The following is a 21,139-nucleotide window of genomic DNA, read 5'->3' as shown; positions in this document are numbered from 1 at the left end:
CCTGTTATTCTGTCTTATCAGCCGGTTAGTGTACGCTTACTCGTAGTGCCGCCGCCGTGGCAAAAGGTGCCAGCGTCGCACTGCCGGCCAGCAGAGCGCCCAGCAGGGCCAGATAGCCATCAACCGGCAGCCCCTGGCTGGCCGCTTCAATCGCCGCACTGGCAAAAATGACAACCGGCACGGCCAGCGGCAGCACCAGTAAACTCAGTAATACTCCGCCCCGACGCAGCCCGACGGTCAACCCGACGCCAATCGCCCCCAGCAGACTGAACGTGGGCGTCCCCAGCAGCAGCGTCAGCGCCACCGCACGCCAGGTGGTAAAATCCAGCGACAGCAGCAGCGCCACCAGCGGCGAAAGGATCAACAGCGGCAGGCCGGTGACCATCCAGTGGGCGGCAACCTTACCGAGCACCGTCAGCGGCAGCGGCGTGGGCAGCAGCAGCAGCTGTTCCAGCGATCCGTCGAGAAAATCGTCACGGAACAGACGCTCCAGCGCCAGCAGGGACGAAAGCAGCGCCGCCACCCAGATAATGCCGGGCGCAATCCGCGCCAGCAGCTCAGGCTCCGGCCCGATCCCTAAAGGAAACAGGGTGATGACAATCAGAAAGAACCACAGAGGGTTAACGATTTCCGCCCCGCTGCGAAACGCGATGCGCAGCTCCCGCTTCATGACCGGCCACAGCATCAGACGACCCCGCCTGACGTCAGGCGAATGCGGCTGAGGCTGGCCGCCGCCGCAGGCAGCGCCTGGTGCGTGGTCAGGATCACCGCCCCGCCCTGCCCGGCGTGCTGTATAAACAGTGACATCAGCGTTTCCACACCGGATTGATCGATAGCGGTTAACGGCTCGTCGAGGATCCACAGGGGAGCACGGGACAGCCACAGCCGGGCCAGCGCCACGCGCCGCTGCTGACCGGCCGACAGCCGGGCAACGGCTACGTCTTCATAGCCGGTGAGGTCGACCTGCTCCAGCGCCTGCCAGAGTTCGTCCTGCGACGCGTGCGGATACCAGAAACGGAGGTTTTCAAGCGGGGTCAGTACGGCTTTTACCCCCGGCAGATGGCCAATGTAGAGCAGGCTGGCGTAAAACGCGTCGCGCTGCTGGCGGATGTTGCGCTGTTGCCAGAGCACGGCCCCCTGCTCGGGCTGGCTGAGACCGGTCAGAATGCGTAACAGGGAGCTTTTGCCCGCGCCGTTTTCCCCTTCCACCTGCACCATATCGCCGGCTTTAACGGTAAAACTGAGATCGCTAAAGAGCGTTCGCTCATCGCGAACACATGTCAGATTTTGGGCTGCCAGCATGAGAGGAAAATCGCACAGTGTTAAATTTAATGGCGGGATAGTACCACAAAGAGTGTGTCTGCCTAAGCTGACCAGGCCCGGTCTGTGGCCGTCTCCCCCCTTAAAACCCCCTGAAATGGCGGCTTTTTAAACGATTGTAGCCTGTGGTTAAAGCTTTGTTACTCTTAATCTTAAACAGGGTGACCTGACATCACATCAGCAAATACCCGCTACGCTTAGGGGATAACTATTTTTTCGGGAACGATGATGAAAACCACACAAAACGATAATGAAAACCAGGTAGAAAGTGAGGAAAGCGAACAGGGTGAGGAGATTGAGGTGGATGAAGATGCCCTTCCCTCCCGCGCTGCCGCCGTTCACGAGCAGATACGTCAGGAGGGGGAGAAGGAGCTGGAGCGTGACGGACTGGCGCTGCTGTTTTCCGCCATCGCCGCCGGGCTGTCGATGGGAGCCTCGCTGATGGCGAAAGGGATCTTCCAGGTGAATCTGCATGATGTCCCCGGCGGCTTTTTGCTGGAGAATCTGGGCTACACCTTTGGCTTTATCATCGTCATTATGGCGCGCCAGCAGCTGTTTACCGAAAACACCGTGACCGCCGTTCTGCCGGTGATGCACAAACCCAGCGGCAGTAACGTGCTGCTGCTGATGCGCCTGTGGGGCCTGGTGCTGCTCGGTAACCTGATCGGCACGGCGCTGGCCGCGCTGGCCTTTAACCATATGCCGATTTTCGACGACGCCGTTCGCGGTGCCTTTGTCACCATCAGTCAGAAAGTGATGGAGAATACTCCCGGCGAAATGTTTGCCAACGCGGTGGTGTCCGGCTGGATCATTGCCACCATGGTGTGGATGTTCCCCTCAGCGGGTGCGGCAAAAATCTGGATTATTATCCTGATGACCTGGCTGGTGGCGCTGGGCGACCTGGCGCATATCGTGGTGGGCTCGGTCGAGATCTTCTATCTGGTGTTTAACGGCGATATCCCGTGGCAGGAGTTTATCTGGCCGTTTGCCCTGCCGACGCTGGCAGGCAATATTATTGGCGGTACCTTTATCTTCGCGCTGATCAGCCATGCGCAGATTCGCAACGATATGAGTAACAAAGCCAAAGCCAAAGCGGAAGCAGAAGCAGAAGCGAAGCGCCAGCAGAAAAAAGAGGCCGCAGAACAGGACAATTGATGGTTAATCGCGCAGTCAGCGCGGTAAGTGGTTAATCTGCGGCATGAATTGCGCTATACTGCGCGCCGCTGTCCCCTTAGTTAAATGGATATAACGAGCCCCTCCTAAGGGCTAGTTGCAGGTTCGATTCCTGCAGGGGACACCATTTACCCTTCCCGGCACGTTCCAGAAAGTCTAAAAATCCCTGATAACCAGATAAATCACTCACATCTGACATTCCCGTTAAAGACGCTAAAACACATGAAAACCCTCATCAGCTTAACAATGGCGCGAGTCTGTCATGGCCTGTTGAGGCGCGGACGTGATGCAAACCCAGTCCGCCGCTGTAGTTGCCGTAAAGCATTTCATACCGCGGGGGTGCGTTAGGGGGATGAGGCTTTATTGATCCTTAAGCGGTAACAACAGCAGCTGGTTATCCCTGGCTTCAATCACCCGCGCCTTGTCAGCATCGAGCGCTTCACGGTCAATCGTCAGCTTCCAGCTGTTTTTCAGCGTATCCGGATGACGGAACAGCCCCACAACCGCCACATATTTCGCATCGCTTTCCATGGGCATATCCAGCGACACATCGCCCCCCGGCTTCACCACGACATCGCGAGTGACCAGTAAATCCGCGCCAGGCGTCGTTTCTCCCTCATGCAACAATTGCTGATAGACGCTTCTGTTAAAGGTTTTAATGTCTTTGAGCTGATAAATTCGTACCACCACCGACTCAGACAAGGAGTGGTTCTCGCGCGCGTCGGTATTGAGGGCCTCGCGTGCGGTGAAATCCAGATGAAGCACCTTAATCTTTTTATAAAACACCGCGCGAAAGGCCGACTGGGTGCCATCGCTGACGCTTTGCGTCAGTCCGCAACCGGTAAGTGCGATGGCCAGCACGGGTAACAGCCAGCGCGTGGATTTAGTCAAGCTTGTACGTAACACGTCGGTTTCCTTGTTGTGGTGTTGCGGGCTGCAGGCCGGTGTAATAGCCCAGTTCCGTTGTAAAGGTCTGCGGGAAATCGTCCGGGAGGTCTTCGTCTTCCGCGCCCAGCACGCCGTTCATCCCAAGCCAGAATGGGCCCTCGCCGAGCGGCGAAGCGGCCAGCAGGCGGGTCCGGGTGGTCAGGGTGATTTTTGCCTTAAAGCGCCAGCCGAGCCAGACCCGCAGCATCACCAGAAAGTCCTGATACAGCAGGCCGTCAGGTTTCCAGCCCTGCGACTCCTGTTCGTTATCGCTGGACAGCGCAACCAGCAGCTGGCTGTTGGCATCCATCGCCTCGTCGCCCAGCGGCGTATTGCCGTCCAGCAGAAAGTCATCATCGCCGCAGAAGCCCAGGGGCTGAGCAATCTCTACAGGCCGCAGGCAGTAAGGACTCACCTGTACTCTGGTATCGGGTGCCAGCAGGCTCACCAGTGCCTGCATCCCCTCCTGGGTTTTGCCCGGCTGGCGCAGTACGCCAAGCAGCGCCAGAAAGCGCGACACCGGCGTGGCGATATGTTCTGCCGTACCGGGAATGCCCAGCCCCACCAGGCCCAGCAGTGACTGCGAGATAGTATCGCTACCGCCCGGCTCAAACGTGGCCGGATACGAGTATTTCCGCCAGATGCGATAGAACTGCGTCAGGATGCGGTGGCTGAAGATATCCAGAAAGTCCTGCAGGGCTTCGTGCCCCTCCCGGCGCCGGGTGATGTCATCAAGATAGGCGGTCGGCAGCGGCGAATCCACGCCGTACATCCCCATAAACGTGGCGCGGATGACCGGTGGTTTACTGTCATCGTCCTCATCGTACTCGACGGCCTTCAGTTCACTGGCCGGAAACCCCATCCCCGGATGCGGGGCAAACCGCACCGGGTCGTCGGCGGGATGACTGGTCGACCCCATCAGTGGCCTGCCCGGATCCCGCTTCTCCAGCAGCTGGCATAAACGGTAAAAGTTAATGCGGTGCAGATCGGCTTCCAGCCGCGGGGTCAGCCGGGGATGCGGCGGTTGTGCTTCTCTTCCCATTCCAGGCGCTCTCCGGTCGGTTGCAGGATGATAATCAGGCGGTTAAACAGATAGATGTCGGTGTACAGCGCGAAGAAGCGACTCAGCATCTCGCCAAACAGACAGATGTCCCCGCGCCCGGCAAAACCGTGACTGTCCAGCGTCACTTCAATCTGCACGCCGCGCACCAGGTAGCCCTGCTCAAAGCGCTCGGTTTCACCGTGCTTCACGTCGATAATGGCTTCCAGGCGTCGGCGGTTCATCTCACTGTCGGTCCACTCGTACAGCGCCAGGGTTCCGCGCAGCACGTCAGCGTTGTCCATCATGGACAGGAATCCGCTGCCGAGGTGGCTCAGCACGCGCCAGTGGAAACGGTCCTGCGCCGGAGGATAACAGGGCAGCGTTGGCGCACACAGGTTACGCACGGCGATACTGGCCGAGGTCGTTTTCATTACCGTATCGAGTACGGTGCTCTGCAGCGCACGGCGTGGCAGCTGGCCGTTGGTACCCGTGAGCGTCAGGGACAGGCTTTCGTCCTGCGGCACCGTGTGGTTGTCAAACGCTTCACCACCGAGGATAAGCCAGGTGTTATGCAGCCCGGACGGGCCGCGACGCACGCGGGTGTGGTAGTAATATTCCGGTGCTTCATGGCGCATCATCCCCCCCTTGTGGCGGAAGCTTGAGAATGGCACGTAGGTATGCTGGCTCGATGACTGCACCGAATCCACCGCGTAAATCTCGGTATGGCCATCCTGCACGCGCATCGGGCGCAGCATGTATTCGGTCTGCAGAGAATTGAGCGTCAGCGGGTCAGATTCCAGCGGGAACAGGTTAATCACCGGCACGCAGTTCAGGCGCAGATGCTTTTCAGTAAAGCTGAAGTCATGCTCCCAGCGCTCTGCCAGCACCACGTCGATGTCGAACCAGGGGAGCTCAGCCGGAAACATCACCGTTTCCAGCCCGCGCAGGCCCGTAAACATAAATTTCTCGCGGAAGGTGAAGTACTCCAGCAGCAGCTGATAACCGCTGAAGCTGCTGTCCCCTTTCGGCCACAGGCCGTCGTCATCGCCCAATCCCAGTGCGGTGAAATACCCGTCCAGCGGTCTTCTGTCCACGTCACCCGGCATCCGCAGCCAGAGGCGGGCCGTGTTCATGGTGAAGGCTTCGTGCATGGCGCAGGCCAGTGGGGCATCGGCGTTGAAATAGAACGGAATCTGACTGAGATCGACACGGCTCCAGTCGGCAAGAGGGCTGCAGCTGATGCGCAGGCTAATGACCGAACGTCCGTCAGGATCGGTCGACAGGCGGGCGTACTCCAGCGACAGCGGCTGAAGGGTTATCTCTTTGGTGGTGGTGTAGCGGCAGCGCGTCCCCTTCTCACCGATCGGCCGCGAGAGCACCTCAAAACCTTTAACAATACGCATATGCTCTTTCATTTCGCGCCAGTCAGGGGTGAACTCCACCACCGACATCGATGGAATGGTGCGCAGGTAATGCGGCAACAACAGGCTGACCAGCCCTTCGGTGAGCTCCGGCAAATCATCGTCAAGCTTCTCGCGCAGCCGCCCCATCATGAAGGCAAAGCCTTCGAACAGGCGCTCCACGAACGGGTCGCGCGCGCCCGCTTTATCGAGATTGAGCATTGCCGCCTGCTCGGGATGAGCGCGGGCAAACTCTTCGCCGGCTTCCAGCAGGTAGCGCATTTCAGCGTCATAATAACGTAAGGTTAAATCATCCATAAGAACCTGAGTAATTGTGTTTTAAAGGTATGCCACGTGTCACTTCCCGCGAAGCACCGAACGGCTTGCCGGGTCGGGCGCAATCAGACCGGACAGCAGCAAATCCATCTCAGGCTGAAGCCGTGAGGTATCGGTTTCGCTGCGTACGGCTTTCATGCACAGCAGCCTGACAGTGATGAGGGTGGGTGATGCAAACTCCCCGTTATTCCATCCCGTCTGTATCACGGTTTGCGGCGTTGGCCATCAGCGCCTGCGCCGCCGCCTCGCTGTCGACGCTGAATATCTGATCCGGCAGCGTGAATCCGCGCAGATCCAGCAGCGCCAGCGGGCCTTTTCCCAGCTGTGAGCGCAGCACCCACTGCAGGGTGCGACCATCCGGGGCGCTAAAGCTCATCATCCACTGGCTGCGGTCAAGCTGCTGGCGCCTGCCCTGATCCAGCCAGCGTATAAAGCCCCAGGTGCCGCTGTAGTCCCCGAACAGGCGTGCGCCTGCGCTGGTTGACGTCCAGGTGAGCAGCGTCCCCGGCTTAAACGTGTCTCCCGGCCAGCGGAAGGACTGCCAGTCGGCCATCTGGTTAAAGTAGTGCAGCTTTTGTCCGTCAATGGTCAGCTGAGTCTCGACCACCTGCGCTACCGGACGCGCCTGCAGTTCAAAGCTGATGCCCTGGCTGCCGTCGGTAAACAGAATGTCCGACAGCTGGCTCAGCTGATTGATGGCCCGCAGAAACGCCGGGTTAAAGCTCAGCCCCTGGCTGTTGACCTTATCCGGCACCCACTGGCTGCCCTCCTTGTGCAGCACCCCGCTGAGTTCCGTGGTCAGGAAGCGTTCAATACGCCCGCTGTCCTTACGGATAAACTCGGCCAGCATCGGCAGGGACGCATCGCTCTTACCCGCAGCAAACGGGAAGCGTCCGTCAAAGGCCGTGTGCCAGTTCGTCGTGACCGAGCGGCTCCATTTGTCATTCAGACTGGCTGCCGATGGCTGAAGCACGGTCTCCCAGGCCTGAGTCAGCGGCTGCACAAACATCGTGTTGCCAAAGCCACTCCACTCTTCGCCAAGGCTTGCCGACATCAGGCTGCCGTACTGCTGGGTATCGGTCAGATCCACGCTTTTGCCCTGGAATACCGTCTGGGCCAGGGTCTGCATCATCGCCTGCGGATCGGAGCCGCCCGCCACCTGCTGCAGGCGCAGGCGCACGCGGGTGATGCGGGTCAGATAGGTCTGCAGGCTCAGAGAGTTATCCGCCGACATGACGTTACGCCCCTTATTTTTGCCCAGAAGCTGCAGCAGGGGGCCAAAGGTTTCATCCAGTGGCCCCTGCGGGCCTGACGCGGACGGGTCAATCGCCGGTCTGTCTTTTCCACCGACCAGGTCTTTAGCCGATTTGATGATGGAGTCCGAAAGGCCTTCGCTCTGCTGGCCGGTCTGCCCCTGCCAGGCGAGAGTATTCAGCAGGGCAATCAGCGGCGACTGGCGGACATCACTCATCAGCGTCAGCTGGTCGGTGACGTCTGCAATATTCTTTGCCGGGTTAAGCCGCAGACTGTTGAGGAAGCTCAGCCAGCTGCCGGCAAAGTCGGTGAAGTAACGCTGCGTCAGACGTGCTTTCAGCGCTTCCGACGACAGGTCTGAGGAGACGGCTTTTCGGCTGTTGCTCAGCACCCAGTCAATTTCGTCCCGGCGGGAGTTCGCCGCTTTTTCGATCGCCTGCTGAATGCCGCCTTCCCAGGCCTGGCGGGTGAACATGCCCGGTACCACAGCCCCGGAGGTAAAAAGACGGCGGGCATCGGTGCCGCCGGTCATGTCTTCCAGAGACACGTCGGCATAATTACGCCGCACGGATTTGAGCATATTTTCATACAGGGTGCTTTCCGCGTTGCGCCGTCCTATCTGCTGCAGCAGCACCTGGCGGCTCTGGCTGACCAGCTGCGTGTCCGGCGTGATTGTCCACTGCGGCTGCTCTGGCAGTGCGGCGATGTAGAATGCCCATAAATCCGGCGCAAGACTTTGCCACAGGCCGGTTGAGATACCCGTGCGCGCTGGCTGCACGCTTTTCATGGTCTGCGCGTAAAACGCGCCGTCGGCCTTATCCGGACGGGCCATCATCAGCCAGGCTTTCAGCTGGTTATAGCCCGGCTTCGCCAGCTGTGCCCGCCGGTCACTGTTGGGTGCAGAGCCTGCCAGCGCGCTGAGCTTCTGCGTCAGGGCCGCACTGGCCGGGTCGCGGATCAGGCGGTTATTCACCACGCCATACCAGGGCAGCACCGCAGCGAGCAGCTGCCGGTTATGATCCAGACCGAAGCGCTGATACCAGGGGGCCCCATCCTGAATACGGTGCTGCAGCCGACCGGCATCATTACGCAGGATGTGCAGGGCCGTGAGCTGACTATCGGAAACAGCGGGATGCTCCACCAGGTTTCGGGCTTTTGCCGCTACAGAAGAAATTTGTCCGTAGTTCAGCGCAAACGAGAGCAACAGCCCCGCGCCCCAGACGCCGATTATGGCCATCAGTGTCCAGGCGAGCGTCTGCTCCCAGGCCATACCGACACGGCGGCCTCGTAGCCGGGTGCAGTCGTCAACGATACCCTGCCAGGTGGCGGGCAGGGGCAGCGCATGACGCCGTGATCCCGGGGCTAATCCCTCCGCGCTGGCCGTTAACGTTGCGATATCAGCAGAGGTATTCTCCGGCAGGCTGAACATCAAGCCTCGCAGCGGAACGCGTTGCTGTGAGACGGACAGCCATGGTACCAGTTGCTGCGTCCAGCGGGCGATACCGCCCTCTTTCAGGTGCTGGCCCAGGCGCAGCAGAAAGTCGTGACTGTTGTTTTCCGCGACCTGACTCACCCCCTGCGTCCGCAGGGCCGGCAGCATTAGCTCAAGCTGGCGGGTAATATCACCGGCTGTGGCCCGCAGCGGGAAACTGGCCCCTACCGTCTGTTCAGTGCGTTTTGCCTGCGACCACCTACTGCCGCACAGCTGCCACAGCCAGACCGGGGCGGAATAACGCAGCAGCTCGCTGATTTTTTCCAGACCGCGTAAATCGTTGTCGCTGATTTGTGGTGTCAGGTTAAGCGACTCCGGTAATACGCGGACAATTCCGTCCAGTGGACGACCCCGGCGCAGTTTGCGCAGTGCAGTATATTTTTCGCGATCGGGCTCTGCTGCCAGGCTGCCGCCGTAAATCAGCACGGTACGGTTGCCTTCAAGCCACTGACTTTCCTGCAGGCCGGGGATCAGCTGTTCGATGGCGGCTTCGTCGCCGGTGATCAGCAGCAGACGGACCTTGCGGCGCCAGAACAGAGAGTAACGTCTTCGGAGATATTTATTAAGCGCTGAAAAATCATATGGATCCGTCGTTTGCTCTTCATTTTTGTTGATCTCGTCGTCAGGCGTGATAGGAGACGGATTTTTTTGTCGGGACAACGTAAAGAAGATAAGGGTGCACAACAGCGCAGTCAGGGCTACAAAGAATGCCACCACGTACCAGAACATATTTTCATCGTCTCCGGATGGTGACTGCGTTGTCTGTGCCAGAGCAAAGAGCACCAGAAGCAGAACGAGCAGGATCAGGAGTCCCACCCCTAGGAGATTTGAGGACTTTTTCATGCCGGTTATTCCTTTCCGGACTGTCGTGCAGCCCTAATAAATAAGGGGCGCTGGAGACGGGCTGTAACACGTCGCAGCAAAAAGGCGATCCCGGGTAATGTTACAACCAGTGACAACAACAAGAGAGTGATCCCCGACCAAGAAAATGCCATTGAAGGGAAATAGCGACTTATCTGGCTGTACAGTCCGATATTAAGCAGCAATGCCATCAGAATAGAGCCCCCGGGAAAGGGGGGCGGGATAACGAAATGATCTTGCCCAACCACGGGAGCGGCATTTCCAAGCGTAACAGCCCATGCATCATGTTCGTCTTCCAGCAACAACCACTGGCAGGCGGGTCCATATTCGGCCATTTCAGCGGCAGCCCCCACCATGGCCCAACTGGCAAGACAGCCATAGCGGGCGCATGCAGTGTCATAATCAATGACGCCACCAGTGCCAATACCGTCATAAAGTGAGATCGAAAGGTCGTTTAGTACTCTGTTCATTGACTGCCGCGGTGCATCTGACAACCCGCTGTACCAGACAAGATGTTTTTTACCTGCAGGAAGGTCAGCCATATCGCGCAACTCACAGAGTTCAGCTGTGAGCGCACTGGTATTCAGCGGCATTGCCCGGAATAACCGTAAGGTACTTTTTTGTTCACCAGGATTCAGCATTGACGGGGGAATCAAAAATAACGCAGTGGCAAATTCCTGCAGAACATCGTCGGGCTGGCGGTAGTGCATCGCTAGAACTAGTATTGCTCTCTTTGAGGACCCGACAAATTTATTCCATTCATCAAAGGATGAGTCTGCGTCCTGAAAATGAATCTCGACTTTCCAGGGGTGGGATCCTGCTGTCCAGATACGATGGAAAGACTGAGATTCACGATCTTTGTCGCTGCCATTGGTCAGAACAATAATCTGGAGCAGGCCAGAAGGATATCGCCGCCGAATCGAAGGTGTTATCTGAGCAATAAGATGACGAAGTAGCTGCTCAAAACGTGAAATGCCGGGCGTGATGGCGGCATCCGGCAACAACGTTAAAGGCGGCGTGTCCGCGCTATCTCCTCCCTGTGTATGTGCAAGGCGAGACAACAAGCCCGTATCGGCAGCGATAAAAACATGGCTAAGAATGACGTGATGTTGGTGCGCACGTAAGCGCCACTTCAGACGTGTGTTACGGCACCATTCATTCCAGTTCCAGACACCAATTGCCAGCGTTTCCCACCAGAAGCTGTAGATAGCAATAGCTGCAAAAATGCCTGCAAATGTCCTAGCCGTCAGTGGTAACCAGTACCCGCTGCTCAACGAAGGTAACCCTGTTGATGGTGATTTCAACACTGCTACAAGCAACCCAATGAAAAGACCCAGGATAATAATCAGCAGACAAACCCACGGCGACCAGACCGGTGCCTGTTCTTTTTCAGTCACCTCCGGCAGAGACCATCCCATCAGCCAACCTCCATATCCTGCATGCTTGCGATAAGGCTCGCCCCGCACTGTGTTTTACAGTTATGCAAAACGATCCCTCGGCCATTTTCTTCATACGCAGAAATATCGCACTCAATAATTTTATTTGTGCCGTGCTCAGGGCAAGATACTGTATCGTTTAAAAGAGCAGCATTCTTCCCTGAAATATCGAAACTGGATGAGGCTGATGTGACTTTACCGCCATGTGTAGTGGCATCTCCTAAAACAACAACGTTTTTCCCCACTTTCCATTCCCTTCTTTATAATTAAATATTTCATTTAACTTTATAAAGCACGCCAAATCAGTAAAATATATTTATGCCTTATTTACAGCTCTGTAAGCAGGAAGATTACTTTGCGCTTTATTAAATTCATCAGTGACCGTATCTCGGCTAATTAAGTCAGGTTCAGGCACTTTGTCGGGCATTCCACTGAAGAGATAAGGATCCTCACCCTGCACCCAGTCCGCTTTTCGTCGTAAATCGGCCATAAATGCCTTATCCCAGGTAGCATCGCAATACCCAATAGGTAAATCATATGCAACCACCTGCGACATGAACTCTGCATGCATTGGCAGAGTGCTATGATCCGTTGGCTGAGAAACATACGTTCGCAGGCGAAGATCTTTTTCTTCAAAAGTTTCTTTACGGGTTATGGGAACCATTCGGGGTTCCGCTTCCGTACCCACGTTTTTAAAGCCAATCACAATATCCTGATTGGGGTATAAATTGATGTAATTGTCATAGGTATTGTCGTTTTTAATTTTTTTATCCGGGTTGACCTCTCCCCAGCCATCTATTTGCCTGGCGTCATGTTCCATTCCCACTCGTGATACATCAAAATCAGCTAATTTTTCCGCATATATAGGTTCAGGGACTTTTTCAGCATTAATAAAAACCGTTTGCCATTCAGGAGGGTCCGGATAGGTGAAACTGCTGCTTTGATACTTGTCACCTTTATCATCCCAGAACGGTTTTCCATCCGGCAATTTTGTGAATGGTGTTTCGGGATTAGGTGCATCGCCACAGGGTGTACTGCGTGCAAGCATGCGCTGAAATAAATTTCCCTGATGTTTTTTCAGTAAAGGATGGGGTTGCCCCTGAGAATCATTGGGTAATCCTTGCCAGCCGATTGAACGTAGCGGGCGTGACCCCATAACACGGTCATGAGGACAAAAGTAGATATATGTGCGCCCATGGTTATCTCGTTCGGCAAGACTGGCGCTATTTTCACCAGTAATAGAAACATCAGGTCGCCAGTTTTTTTTATCTGCTGTCTGACCTACGCAAAGCCCCTCATAGCCGAGTGATGACAGGTGATTTTTTCTGGAAGCAACCTTGTCAACGATCGCAGATAATGTGCTCTGCCGCCCTTCAGGAGAAATACATTCTTCAGCAGGAAGCGAGGCGCCATTGAGATCGTTGTGATCCAGTGCATAAGGGGAATTAAGCACAAACAGTGCATCAGGTGCTTGCCCAGCAATCGCGACCGCAGCCATTGCTACCATCGTTCCCTGACTGTGAGAAATAATGGTAACCGTATCTTTGGGATATTTGTCACGAATACTGTCGACAAGATCCGCAAGACGTTTTGCCGCATGCGAGTAATATTTTCGCGGTGGGGCATTGGTTAAAAGGCGATCTTTGTCTTCATTAAACCACTGAACTTTGAAACCTGCGACTCTCTCTTTAAACCCTTTTTCACTCCATAAAGAGTGCAGATTATTTGTACCGTTTTGGAATGGTCCACCGCCCCAAAAAAATGGCCCTTGCTTCAAAATAATGTCGTGAGGCATCCCATCTCTTTTTAGTTGGTGATAATCAACACCCTGTCTATTCGCCAAAGGAATAATATACTTATCCTCTTCACCTTTAACTGATGAGTATCCCCAATAAAATCGAATAACAGGAGAGTCTCTCTCTTCTTTTCGTGTCAGTGGAATGGTCCGTTCGACTAGCGGTTCATACGCTATTTTTTCATCACTATCGTAACTCTTTGGTTTAATGGCATAACATGAGTCACTAAGTCCTAAACGTTTATTTAATCCGGAACATAAATTATCTTCAGAATTTTTGAACCATTCTCCCGTAGAGTTTACACCATGCACTAAAATAATAATCCCGGGCAAGTGTGGTGGTAGATCACACCCGCCTCTAATCTGGCAGTTTTTATGTGAGGGAAAAGAAGACCATGAAGGATGTCCATTGTCATCAAACTGACACTCAAGCTCCCGAACAGGCTCAATCTTACTAGTCAACTTTAATCACCTCTTTCTTGCCATTATTAGAAACATAGGTAGCATATGTTGCTTTATTACTTACATTACATTGATACTGATCATTAACACTAAAATCCAACAATGAAGGAAATGTGATCTTGTTCTTATAAAAGCTTTTCTCCACATCAGATATGATATCGCTAAGTTCATCGACCATATTATTAACATCGTCATCCGATAGGGCCGGTTTAAGTGCACGAGCATATGAATAAATGTCAAACCGTGAGCTATACAACTCAGCATAAGGAACTTTTTTTCTCAAAAGCTCTTTTTTCACTAAATCACTAATCTTCTTATTCCAAACATCATAATCATTAATTAACGCTCCGGAATCATAGCTATAGTGAACAACCCTTGAAATATCATCGTAAGATCGTCTGTAGTTATCATATAAAGGCTCATCCTTTGACTCATCCCTTAAATAAACCCCATCATTCGCCACTACAACTTTAAGCTGACTAAAACGTGCAGGGGTGCTGTATTCCTTAGCCACAATTTTATATATAAAGGTTTTCCCATAATCCGCTGAAAAGAAGAAAAACACAGGGCAACCTGTTTCTGAACGACCACTGCCACAATATTGTCTGGTAGAAGCGCCTGGAAATGCCAGGTAACCATTGTCTGCGCCATTAATAATGGTCCCCTGATAAGCCGAAATATTATTACCCCGCCGATATGAGAAATCATAAAAATCCGTATCCCATCCCAACTGGGTTTTTATTCCCCGCTGAGAGTCATTGTAATAAACCTGCCCACCCTTATCACAAGCGATGTAGTTCTCCAGTGTCAGGTATCGATTTTTATCTATACGATAAATAATTTGAGATGGGGCATCGGTTTCAAATTTTCGTGACTCTTCTACCTTTTGAGTTCCACTCATCCCACCCAGCCCAACACCAAAACTGGCCCCCATACTGACGCCTGCCAGGAACTGCAAGCCTTTGTAAATGGCGTAAAGCACAATACCTGTAATTACTATAATGGTAATAACTTTTCTGTCTGACTGATTCCATTTCATATTATTGCGCCTTAATCAGAGTAATGAGCATATTGTCAATAACATCAGATGAATTCAGTGACGTTGCTCCCGAAGCATCCGTCACACCTGAAACAACAGAACCATCTGGCATAGTTATTTTGTACGCTTTACCTGGTACAGGTTCTTTTGTTAGCGCATTTCTGATAACAAACTTTTCATCAAACGTAGAGGGCTCAAACGACTTCATCACCCCCTGCAGACTCCCTGAACCCGCTTTCTTAATACCCGAGTTCTTAATGAATAATTTGCCTGGTCCGCCAATCTCAACGTTTCCACCTGTTATTTTGATATAACCACCACCGCATATCATCGTCAGCTCATCCTGTGCCGTAACAACCAGTTTCTTGCCACTCGAAATATGCGTGTCATGCGTGGACCAGGTGGTGATATTCCCGCCCTGTGCCTGAATATCAATATCGTTGTTCGAGCTGAATAGTTTTGCACCCTCACGGCTGTATAGACTGAGTTGTTTACCAGCAGCCAGAGTGAAATCCTTCTGGGCCCCGATATCCAGTTGCTTACCCGCTGTCAGCATCAGATTCTCACTGGCCGATAGCTGCATATCTTCACCACTCACCAGCACCATCCCTTTCGGCGCACTGCCCAAGATGACCTCTTCATGCAGCTGTTCGATTTTCTGCTTGAGGAGTTTTTGCTGACGGCTGACATCGGCAGCCAGTGCTTGGGCTTGTTGTGCACTTGCTGCCAGTGATTCCATCTCCACTAATGCCGCTGACAGCCGCGCAAGTGCTGGCTCCATCGCCAGCACCTGGCCCTGCGCCTTAGCCTGCCCGTCCGCGCTGATAAATATCCCTTTCTGCGCGCGGATGGCTCCCCAACTGTCGGTTCTGAGCTCAAAGCCCTCGCCGCGCTGCTGTTTTTCGCCGTCGACCAGATGGCCGAGATTCAGCTGGCTTTTGCCGCCGTACTCGGTGCTGACCTTGATATGCTCTTTCCCGCGCTCGTCGTCGAGGCGGATTTTGTTGTTGGCGGGCGTGCGCAGCACGTTACGTTTGTAGTTGCGGATGGTGACGTGGTCGCCGTGCGCAGAGTCGTGCAGCACGCCGGCGATGTACGGCCGGTCCGGGTTGCCGTCCTCGAAACCAATCGCCACTTCGGTGCCCGCCAGCAGCGGCAGGTGCAGGCCGTAGGTATCGCCGGCGTACGGGCGGGACTGGCGTACCCACAGGCTCTCGAACCCCGCATCCCAGTTATCCCGGTCAAACAGCATGCTGACGCGGTAGCGGCCGTCTTTATCGATATGCCCGTAGGTGTCGTTTTCGGTGGTGCTGGTGACGCGGGCCGGTAACGTGCCGGCCATCACCGGGCGGGTGCCGGGCTGCGGGCGGAAGCAAAAATCAGGGCTGTCCGGGATGCCGTCAAACCTGACGCAGAAGTCCTCGTCACGCCGCGCATGGCTGTGCATCGCCGTAACGACCACCCCATGAGCAAAGACCTCCGCCACCTCAATGCCGCCGGTGACCCTCAGCACCTGGCCGGGGGCCAGCGTCGGGCAGCTGGTGACGGCCCGCGTCTGCGTCTGTCCGTTCAGGTAGCGCTCATGGCGGATGCGGGCAAAGAACGCCCCCGACTCCGGGGCCGGGTTGCGGTCATAGTGGCTTCCCGGCGTCAGGTAGTTGTCGGCATAGTGATACGCATCCCCGTAGGTGGTGGCATCCCCGCGGGTCACATCCACCCGGGTGTTCATGTCGTTCGTGGCCTGGCGGTAGTTGTAATCACGGGTGCTGACCTGCTTCTGCACCACGTTATGATGGCTCTCCATCCCCCACACCGAGTCCCCCCCTGCCGAATGCTGGCCCGACGGCGGCACCGACGGCAGGGTCAGGCCTTTTTCATACCCCTGCTGACCGTCGTAAAACTCCACCACGTCGATGTTCAGGCGCGTATCGGTGGTAAAGCGGAACCAGATACCCACCTCACCCAACAGGCGGGTAATAAAGTGCAGGTCATCCTCGCCGTACTGCATCACCTGCTCGCGTCGCGGGTACTCTTTTGCAAGCGAAAACAGAAAATCCTGACCGCGCATGCTGTGACGCTCGCGCAGGATTTTCTCGACGATTTGCGGGACCGACATGTCCTGATAAATCGCGTTCTGGTGCGAACGGTCGAGCAGCGCCAGGCGGGGCCGGAGCGTCAGGGCGTAACGGGTCTCATCCCTGGAGGTGCTGAGGCGTTCAAAACCGCTCACCACGCCCTGAAGGGTGCGCACCACCTGCTGCATTTTGATGCCGAAACCCTGGTCAACCGGGGCCTGCAGCGTCAGGGAGGCCGCTTTCATCAGCATCATCTCTTTGCTGATGGCATGGTCACCGCTGGTAAATTCAATCCGGTAGCTGAACGGCGTGCTCAGGGCTTCATCGCCCTCAAAGGCCAGTACGTCGAGGGCTGACTCACACCCTTTTACCGCCAGCAGGTGGTGGCTGTGGCTGAATATGATGGTGGGATTACTGCTCATATGTACACTCCTTGTGTAAGATCAAACGCCAGCCCGATACCCTTTTCCTCGCGTCAGCCCGGCGTGAATTTCCGCATGGGCACGGGTCTGGCAGAGCGAAGCCGCGCCTTCCACCGCACGGGCACAGTAGGGGTCAGACGTCGCAACAGAATGGCTGGATGTCCCATAAATCCTTTTCTTTGTCGGTTCCCGGACACGCTACCGCCCATCGCTGTTTCCTCTTAAGGGGACCAAAGCGCATACGGTCGGGCTGGCAGTTTGAGGGCTTCCTTACTCAACCCGCGCGGCCAGGCGTTGAGCAAAGAACGGGCAGAAGAGACTGCCCGTCAGGATGCGGTCCCTGGACTACTCTCGAAAGTGTTGTGAAACGTCATCATCCTGCGCTGATGCTGAAGGTTTGCCCGGGAGCAGGCAGGCATCGGCCTGGGGTAGCAGGCTGATTTCGACACGACGGTTCCGCGCCCGGCCTTCCGGGGTATCATTGGTTGCGACAGGACGGCTTGCACCATAACCCTGCACCGCAAAACAGCTTTCCGGCACATCGCCGGTGTCCCGCATCCAGTTACGCACCGCTTCGGCACGTTTCTGGGACAGCACCTGGTTCAGTCCCGCATTGCCGGTGTTATCGGTATGGCCACTTACCACAATCAGCCAGCCCGGCTTCGCTTTGATACCGACCAGTGAATTCACCAGCATTTTGGTGGATCCCGCTTTCAGCACGAACTTGCCGGAATCGAACAGCGACATGCTGTCGAGCCGCACAATTGTCGGGGCCGGTTTGGCTTTCGGCTGCGGTTCAGACGGCAGTTCAGACGGCGCCGGAAGAGGCACATACGAGCGGATCGCCTCCAGCACAGGCATTCGCAGGCGCTCCCCCCGATACAGACCCAGGCTCATCCGGGCCGGTACGCCATTACGCGCCAGGTCATCAAGCTGTGCCGCATCGTCACGCAGGACGGAAACGGCGTCGGCTTTTGGTGCGAAATCATGCATGGGGATACGGTTGTAGCGGGCAATATCAAAACCCACCCGTTGCAGCAGCTGGCGATTGTTCCAGCCACTGCTGAGCAGCGCGGCAATGGCCGCCAGCGTGAAGATCCCGAGCGCACAACGCCAGGTTCGTCCGCGCGGCGTCAGGCCTTGCCCTTTCGGCAGTAGCGGCAGGATAAAATCCGGGAAGGGGGAAATCACCGTGCTGTCAGTTCCTACCGGCTGCCAGCCCGTCACCTGCTGCATCGCGGTGTGCCGGGAAAGCCACGCCGTCCAGGCTGATGTGGCCAGACTTCCGGCAAGGATCGGTCCCATTCCCCACAGCACGGCAGCAGGGGCGATGATCGGAACATCGGGGTTCTCATCCATAAAGACGGCCTTGACGTGCTGATGGAACCAGCTCATCAGGCTGTTCATCAGCACCTGCTGCTGCATCGCAGGCGTCCCGCCGGTAGTGACCCATGCAGCAATTGAGCCCGGCGCTGAACACGCCCGCCAGACCCTTACCCCTTCCTCCGGAATAGCGGCCTGCCACAGCATGTCATTTGTCATCGCACTGCCGATCTGACCATTCAGAATCAGCGGCACAGAATGACCGGTTTCTTTACGCAGCTGGCTGATTTGCCAGCGCAGGGCCAGCAGGCGACTGGTAAGGCGATCGCTGTCAGCGTGTTTCTGCGGGCAGACACTGACCATCACCGACAGCTGACGTCCCCAGTCTGGGCGCAGCCACAGTACCTGGCGGGCGACCTGCTCCGGGTCCTGATGATCTTCCACGCGGATCCAGCACCCCTGCGTGACAGTGAGCACCGGTGACTGCTGCATACATGCCAGCGGCAGATCGCCGCAGACCAGCACCACGGGCTGCCGGTAAGTGGCGTCCGGAAGGTCATCCAGACGCAGGCTGACATCGTGATCCGCACGACGACGGGCGACAACCCAGAACGCCATGATAAGCCCCAGCATTGCCAGCAGAAGGAGCACAGAAACCAGTCGGGTGACCGGCAGGAAACCCAGGCAGACCACTGCACTCAGCAGGGCAGCCCACAGCGCAAGCCCGCGCTGTTGTACAGGACTCATTTCATGGCTCCCGGCAACAGGGTCAGCAGTGTCTGATCCAGCCAGCGATCCAGCCCCCACCAGAGTGCAGCCACCACCAACACGCTCAGGCCAATACGCACGGGCCATGACGCCAGCCAGACGCCCATTCCCCGGCCGGCAGGACTTTCCGCCAGTACCGGATGAGTGTGTGGATAGCTGAACGGCGTAACCTGTTCACTGAGGGCGTTGACGAGTTTCTGGCGCTCCGGGTCGTTCAGAGAGCGGAAGTTGCCGAGGAACCCCAGCATCATAACCCGCTGGAAGCAGGTCACGACGGCGTGGTCAGGCACCGGTTCGCGCAGCACATCGCGCATCCGATCGCACAGCGTGTCACCGGCGTCCATGGTGCCGAGGAAGTGTCCCTGCAGGGGAATGTCATACCACTGCACACAGGCGTCATCCTCTACGCCCCGACCTTTGACCGCCTCATCAAGCAGCGCACACTGCGCGGTGAGAATATGCTGACAGCTGGCTTCATCGAGTTCGCTCGCTTTCAGCTCACGCTGCACGCGCTCCACATCAGCGATGCAGCGCTCCCACAGCATCCGGCCTTCACCGTCCTGAAACTGCGGGCCGTGGCGCAGGCTGATAACCTGAAGCCAGGTGTCCTGAAGCAGGGAATCAATATCAATGGATGCGGCAGCGCCGCATTTACGCTCACTCATGTTCTTAATACCGCAAAGAGTTCAAGTTCAGGCTCGCCCAGCATTCCCGGAACATAAAACATACAGGTCCCGCCCTGGAGCATTTCAATGGCCAGTGGATGAGAGACATCAAGGCTGAAATACTGGTTTTCCAGACGCAGTGGAATGGCAGCCGGCACATGACGCAGCGGCACCAGAGGCACCCCCACCCGCGATGAATTAACGATACTCCTGACATGATCGGGGCTACCCGCCTTGCACTGGCGCGGGAACTGTTCCTGGAGTTGTGCCACCGGCATTGGTGAACGCACGGAGAGATAGTAATCAGCGCCTTCGCGCAGGCGTGGGTCATGCAGACGAGCCTGCCAGAAGTGAAGCCGGGCATCATGCTCAAGCTCAATCGCCACCACCCGCGACGGCAGGCTGGCTTCCAGCAGGTCGCCCAGTAAATCGAACAACGGCGGGAAGACGTCATTCAGCTGCTCGTGCTGCCAGACCGGTATCGCGCTCACCTGATGCGCCAGCGAGAAGGTCAGCAGGCTGCCTGCGAGTCGTGCCAGTTCAGGGTAAAGACGCTCAGGCGGGCTTTGCGGATGGCGCTGAAACTGCCCCAGTACAGGCTCTGCGCTGTTCAGGGCATTGAGCAGCCAGAACAGGGAGACGTCAGCCACGGCAAAATCGGCCATACGCTCATTGCTTTCACGGCGCATCGCCATCAGACGGCTCAGCCGAGCGCGCAACTGGATCATCAGTTGCTCCAGTTGGGTCGTCAGCCAGCGGCTGCCCTGGAGGGTCAGGAGCGGGGGGAGAAACGTCTCATCACATTGCCAGGAACCCTGCGAATCCTGCTGTAGTCGGGCGACCGGACAGCACAGGTAATCACTGTTGTTCTGATGAGCAAACCGCAGCGTCAGCTCTGGCTGCATCACCGCGATCTGGCGGGTATCGTCGCCGAAAGTATTGCGGACATCACGCCAGCGCTGGCGATAGCGAACAGGCCGCTCGGCCACCTCATCGGGTTTCAGGCAGTTGCCACCATTCGCCCGCAGCAGTGGAAGCGCCAGAAGGACCACCACCTCATGCGTAATGCTTTCAAGTGACAGCACCGGTGGCAGAGTATCTGCATTGTCTGTATCAATCAGCGTCCCGTCCTGAAAACGGATGTGCAGATGACGGGCCTGCAGACGGCCCAGCTTCAGTGTTTCCGGTTCGAAAGCGACATTGATCACGCCCCAGGGCTGTAATAACCCCATCCGGGCGATACCTTCAGCAGACCAGGCTCCATACGCGACCTGCTGCTGGAAATGCTGGGGAGCGATCATCACGCCCCTGCCCCATAACGGTTGTTCCGTTTTCATCGGCTTCCTGCC

Annotated in this window: 15 protein-coding genes, 1 tRNA gene and 1 pseudogene; 2 read left to right on the top strand and 15 right to left on the bottom strand. The window is 56.1% G+C overall.

Translation table 11 applies throughout. The features are described from left to right. Positions 1-25: 25 nt before the first annotated feature. Positions 26-685 carry a heme exporter protein CcmB gene (gene ccmB, locus K6L24_RS06360; protein WP_222682067.1) on the bottom strand — a complete coding sequence of 220 codons (660 nt, stop codon included), beginning with the start codon at positions 683-685 and terminating at the stop codon, positions 26-28. Beyond that, a complete protein-coding gene (ccmA, locus tag K6L24_RS06355; RefSeq protein WP_222682066.1) occupies positions 685-1,302 on the bottom strand; it encodes a cytochrome c biogenesis heme-transporting ATPase CcmA in 618 nt (205 codons plus the stop codon). The genes ccmB and ccmA overlap by 1 nt, the downstream gene beginning before the upstream one ends. Positions 1,303-1,548: 246 nt before the next feature. On the opposite strand from ccmA, the gene K6L24_RS06350 reads away from it, so the two are divergent. Next, entirely contained in the window at positions 1,549-2,475 is a 927-nt protein-coding gene (locus K6L24_RS06350; protein WP_187509826.1) for a formate/nitrite transporter family protein, read from the top strand. Between the two features lie 70 nt (positions 2,476-2,545). After that, positions 2,546-2,620 (top strand) — tRNA-Arg (locus K6L24_RS06345). A 233-nt stretch (positions 2,621-2,853) separates the two neighbouring features. Here the strand turns inward: K6L24_RS06345 and tssJ are convergent. From tssJ to tssK, 13 genes and pseudogenes are all read right to left on the bottom strand, one after another. Further along, a complete protein-coding gene (gene tssJ / locus K6L24_RS06340) occupies positions 2,854-3,399 on the bottom strand; it encodes a type VI secretion system lipoprotein TssJ (protein WP_222682065.1) in 546 nt (181 codons plus the stop codon). Next, positions 3,377-4,462 (bottom strand): type VI secretion system baseplate subunit TssG, encoded by a 1,086-nt coding sequence (tssG, locus tag K6L24_RS06335; RefSeq protein WP_222682064.1) that lies wholly within the window; start codon positions 4,460-4,462, stop codon positions 3,377-3,379. Before tssG ends, tssJ begins: the two co-directional genes overlap by 23 nt. Then, a complete protein-coding gene (gene tssF / locus K6L24_RS06330; RefSeq protein WP_062743038.1) occupies positions 4,426-6,180 on the bottom strand; it encodes a type VI secretion system baseplate subunit TssF in 1,755 nt (584 codons plus the stop codon). Before tssF ends, tssG begins: the two co-directional genes overlap by 37 nt. 202 nt (positions 6,181-6,382) lie before the next feature. Further along, positions 6,383-9,787: an ImcF-related family protein gene (locus K6L24_RS06325; protein ID WP_222682063.1), complete on the bottom strand. Its 3,405-nt coding sequence runs from the start codon at positions 9,785-9,787 to the stop codon at positions 6,383-6,385. A 5-nt stretch (positions 9,788-9,792) separates the two neighbouring features. Next, positions 9,793-11,223, bottom strand: coding sequence for a hypothetical protein (locus K6L24_RS06320; protein WP_062743040.1), 1,431 nt, complete (start codon positions 11,221-11,223; stop codon positions 9,793-9,795). Further along, the gene (locus tag K6L24_RS06315; RefSeq protein ID WP_072277382.1) at positions 11,223-11,486 is read right to left on the bottom strand and encodes a PAAR domain-containing protein; all 264 of its coding nucleotides are present in this window, start codon (positions 11,484-11,486) and stop codon (positions 11,223-11,225) included. Before K6L24_RS06315 ends, K6L24_RS06320 begins: the two co-directional genes overlap by 1 nt. A 71-nt stretch (positions 11,487-11,557) precedes the next feature. Then, positions 11,558-13,498 carry a T6SS effector phospholipase Tle3 domain-containing protein gene (locus K6L24_RS06310; RefSeq protein ID WP_062743041.1) on the bottom strand — a complete coding sequence of 647 codons (1,941 nt, stop codon included), beginning with the start codon at positions 13,496-13,498 and terminating at the stop codon, positions 11,558-11,560. Further along, the gene (locus tag K6L24_RS06305; RefSeq protein ID WP_062743042.1) at positions 13,491-14,537 is read right to left on the bottom strand and encodes a T6SS immunity protein Tli3 family protein; all 1,047 of its coding nucleotides are present in this window, start codon (positions 14,535-14,537) and stop codon (positions 13,491-13,493) included. The genes K6L24_RS06310 and K6L24_RS06305 overlap by 8 nt, the downstream gene beginning before the upstream one ends. Position 14,538: 1 nt before the next feature. Continuing rightward, positions 14,539-17,034, bottom strand: a complete 2,496-nt coding sequence (locus K6L24_RS06300) for a type VI secretion system Vgr family protein (protein ID WP_222682062.1) — start codon at positions 17,032-17,034, stop codon at positions 14,539-14,541. A gap of 66 nt (positions 17,035-17,100) precedes the next feature. Continuing rightward, positions 17,101-17,201, bottom strand: a pseudogene (locus K6L24_RS22460) (Clp protease N-terminal domain-containing protein); the annotation flags it as partial. A 178-nt stretch (positions 17,202-17,379) separates the two neighbouring features. Next, positions 17,380-19,104, bottom strand: coding sequence for an OmpA family protein (locus K6L24_RS06295; protein ID WP_222682061.1), 1,725 nt, complete (start codon positions 19,102-19,104; stop codon positions 17,380-17,382). Next, complete coding sequence (tssL, locus tag K6L24_RS06290; protein WP_118663582.1) at positions 19,101-19,790, bottom strand: type VI secretion system protein TssL, short form; 690 nt, start codon at positions 19,788-19,790, stop codon at positions 19,101-19,103. The genes K6L24_RS06295 and tssL overlap by 4 nt, the downstream gene beginning before the upstream one ends. Beyond that, complete coding sequence (gene tssK, locus K6L24_RS06285) at positions 19,787-21,127, bottom strand: type VI secretion system baseplate subunit TssK (protein WP_222682060.1); 1,341 nt, start codon at positions 21,125-21,127, stop codon at positions 19,787-19,789. The genes tssL and tssK overlap by 4 nt, the downstream gene beginning before the upstream one ends. Between the last annotated feature and the right edge of the window lie 12 nt (positions 21,128-21,139).

Origin of the sequence: Erwinia persicina (assembly GCF_019844095.1) — a bacterium.
GTDB lineage: Bacteria > Pseudomonadota > Gammaproteobacteria > Enterobacterales > Enterobacteriaceae > Erwinia > Erwinia persicina.
This window is presented reverse-complemented; position numbering and strand designations above follow the sequence as displayed.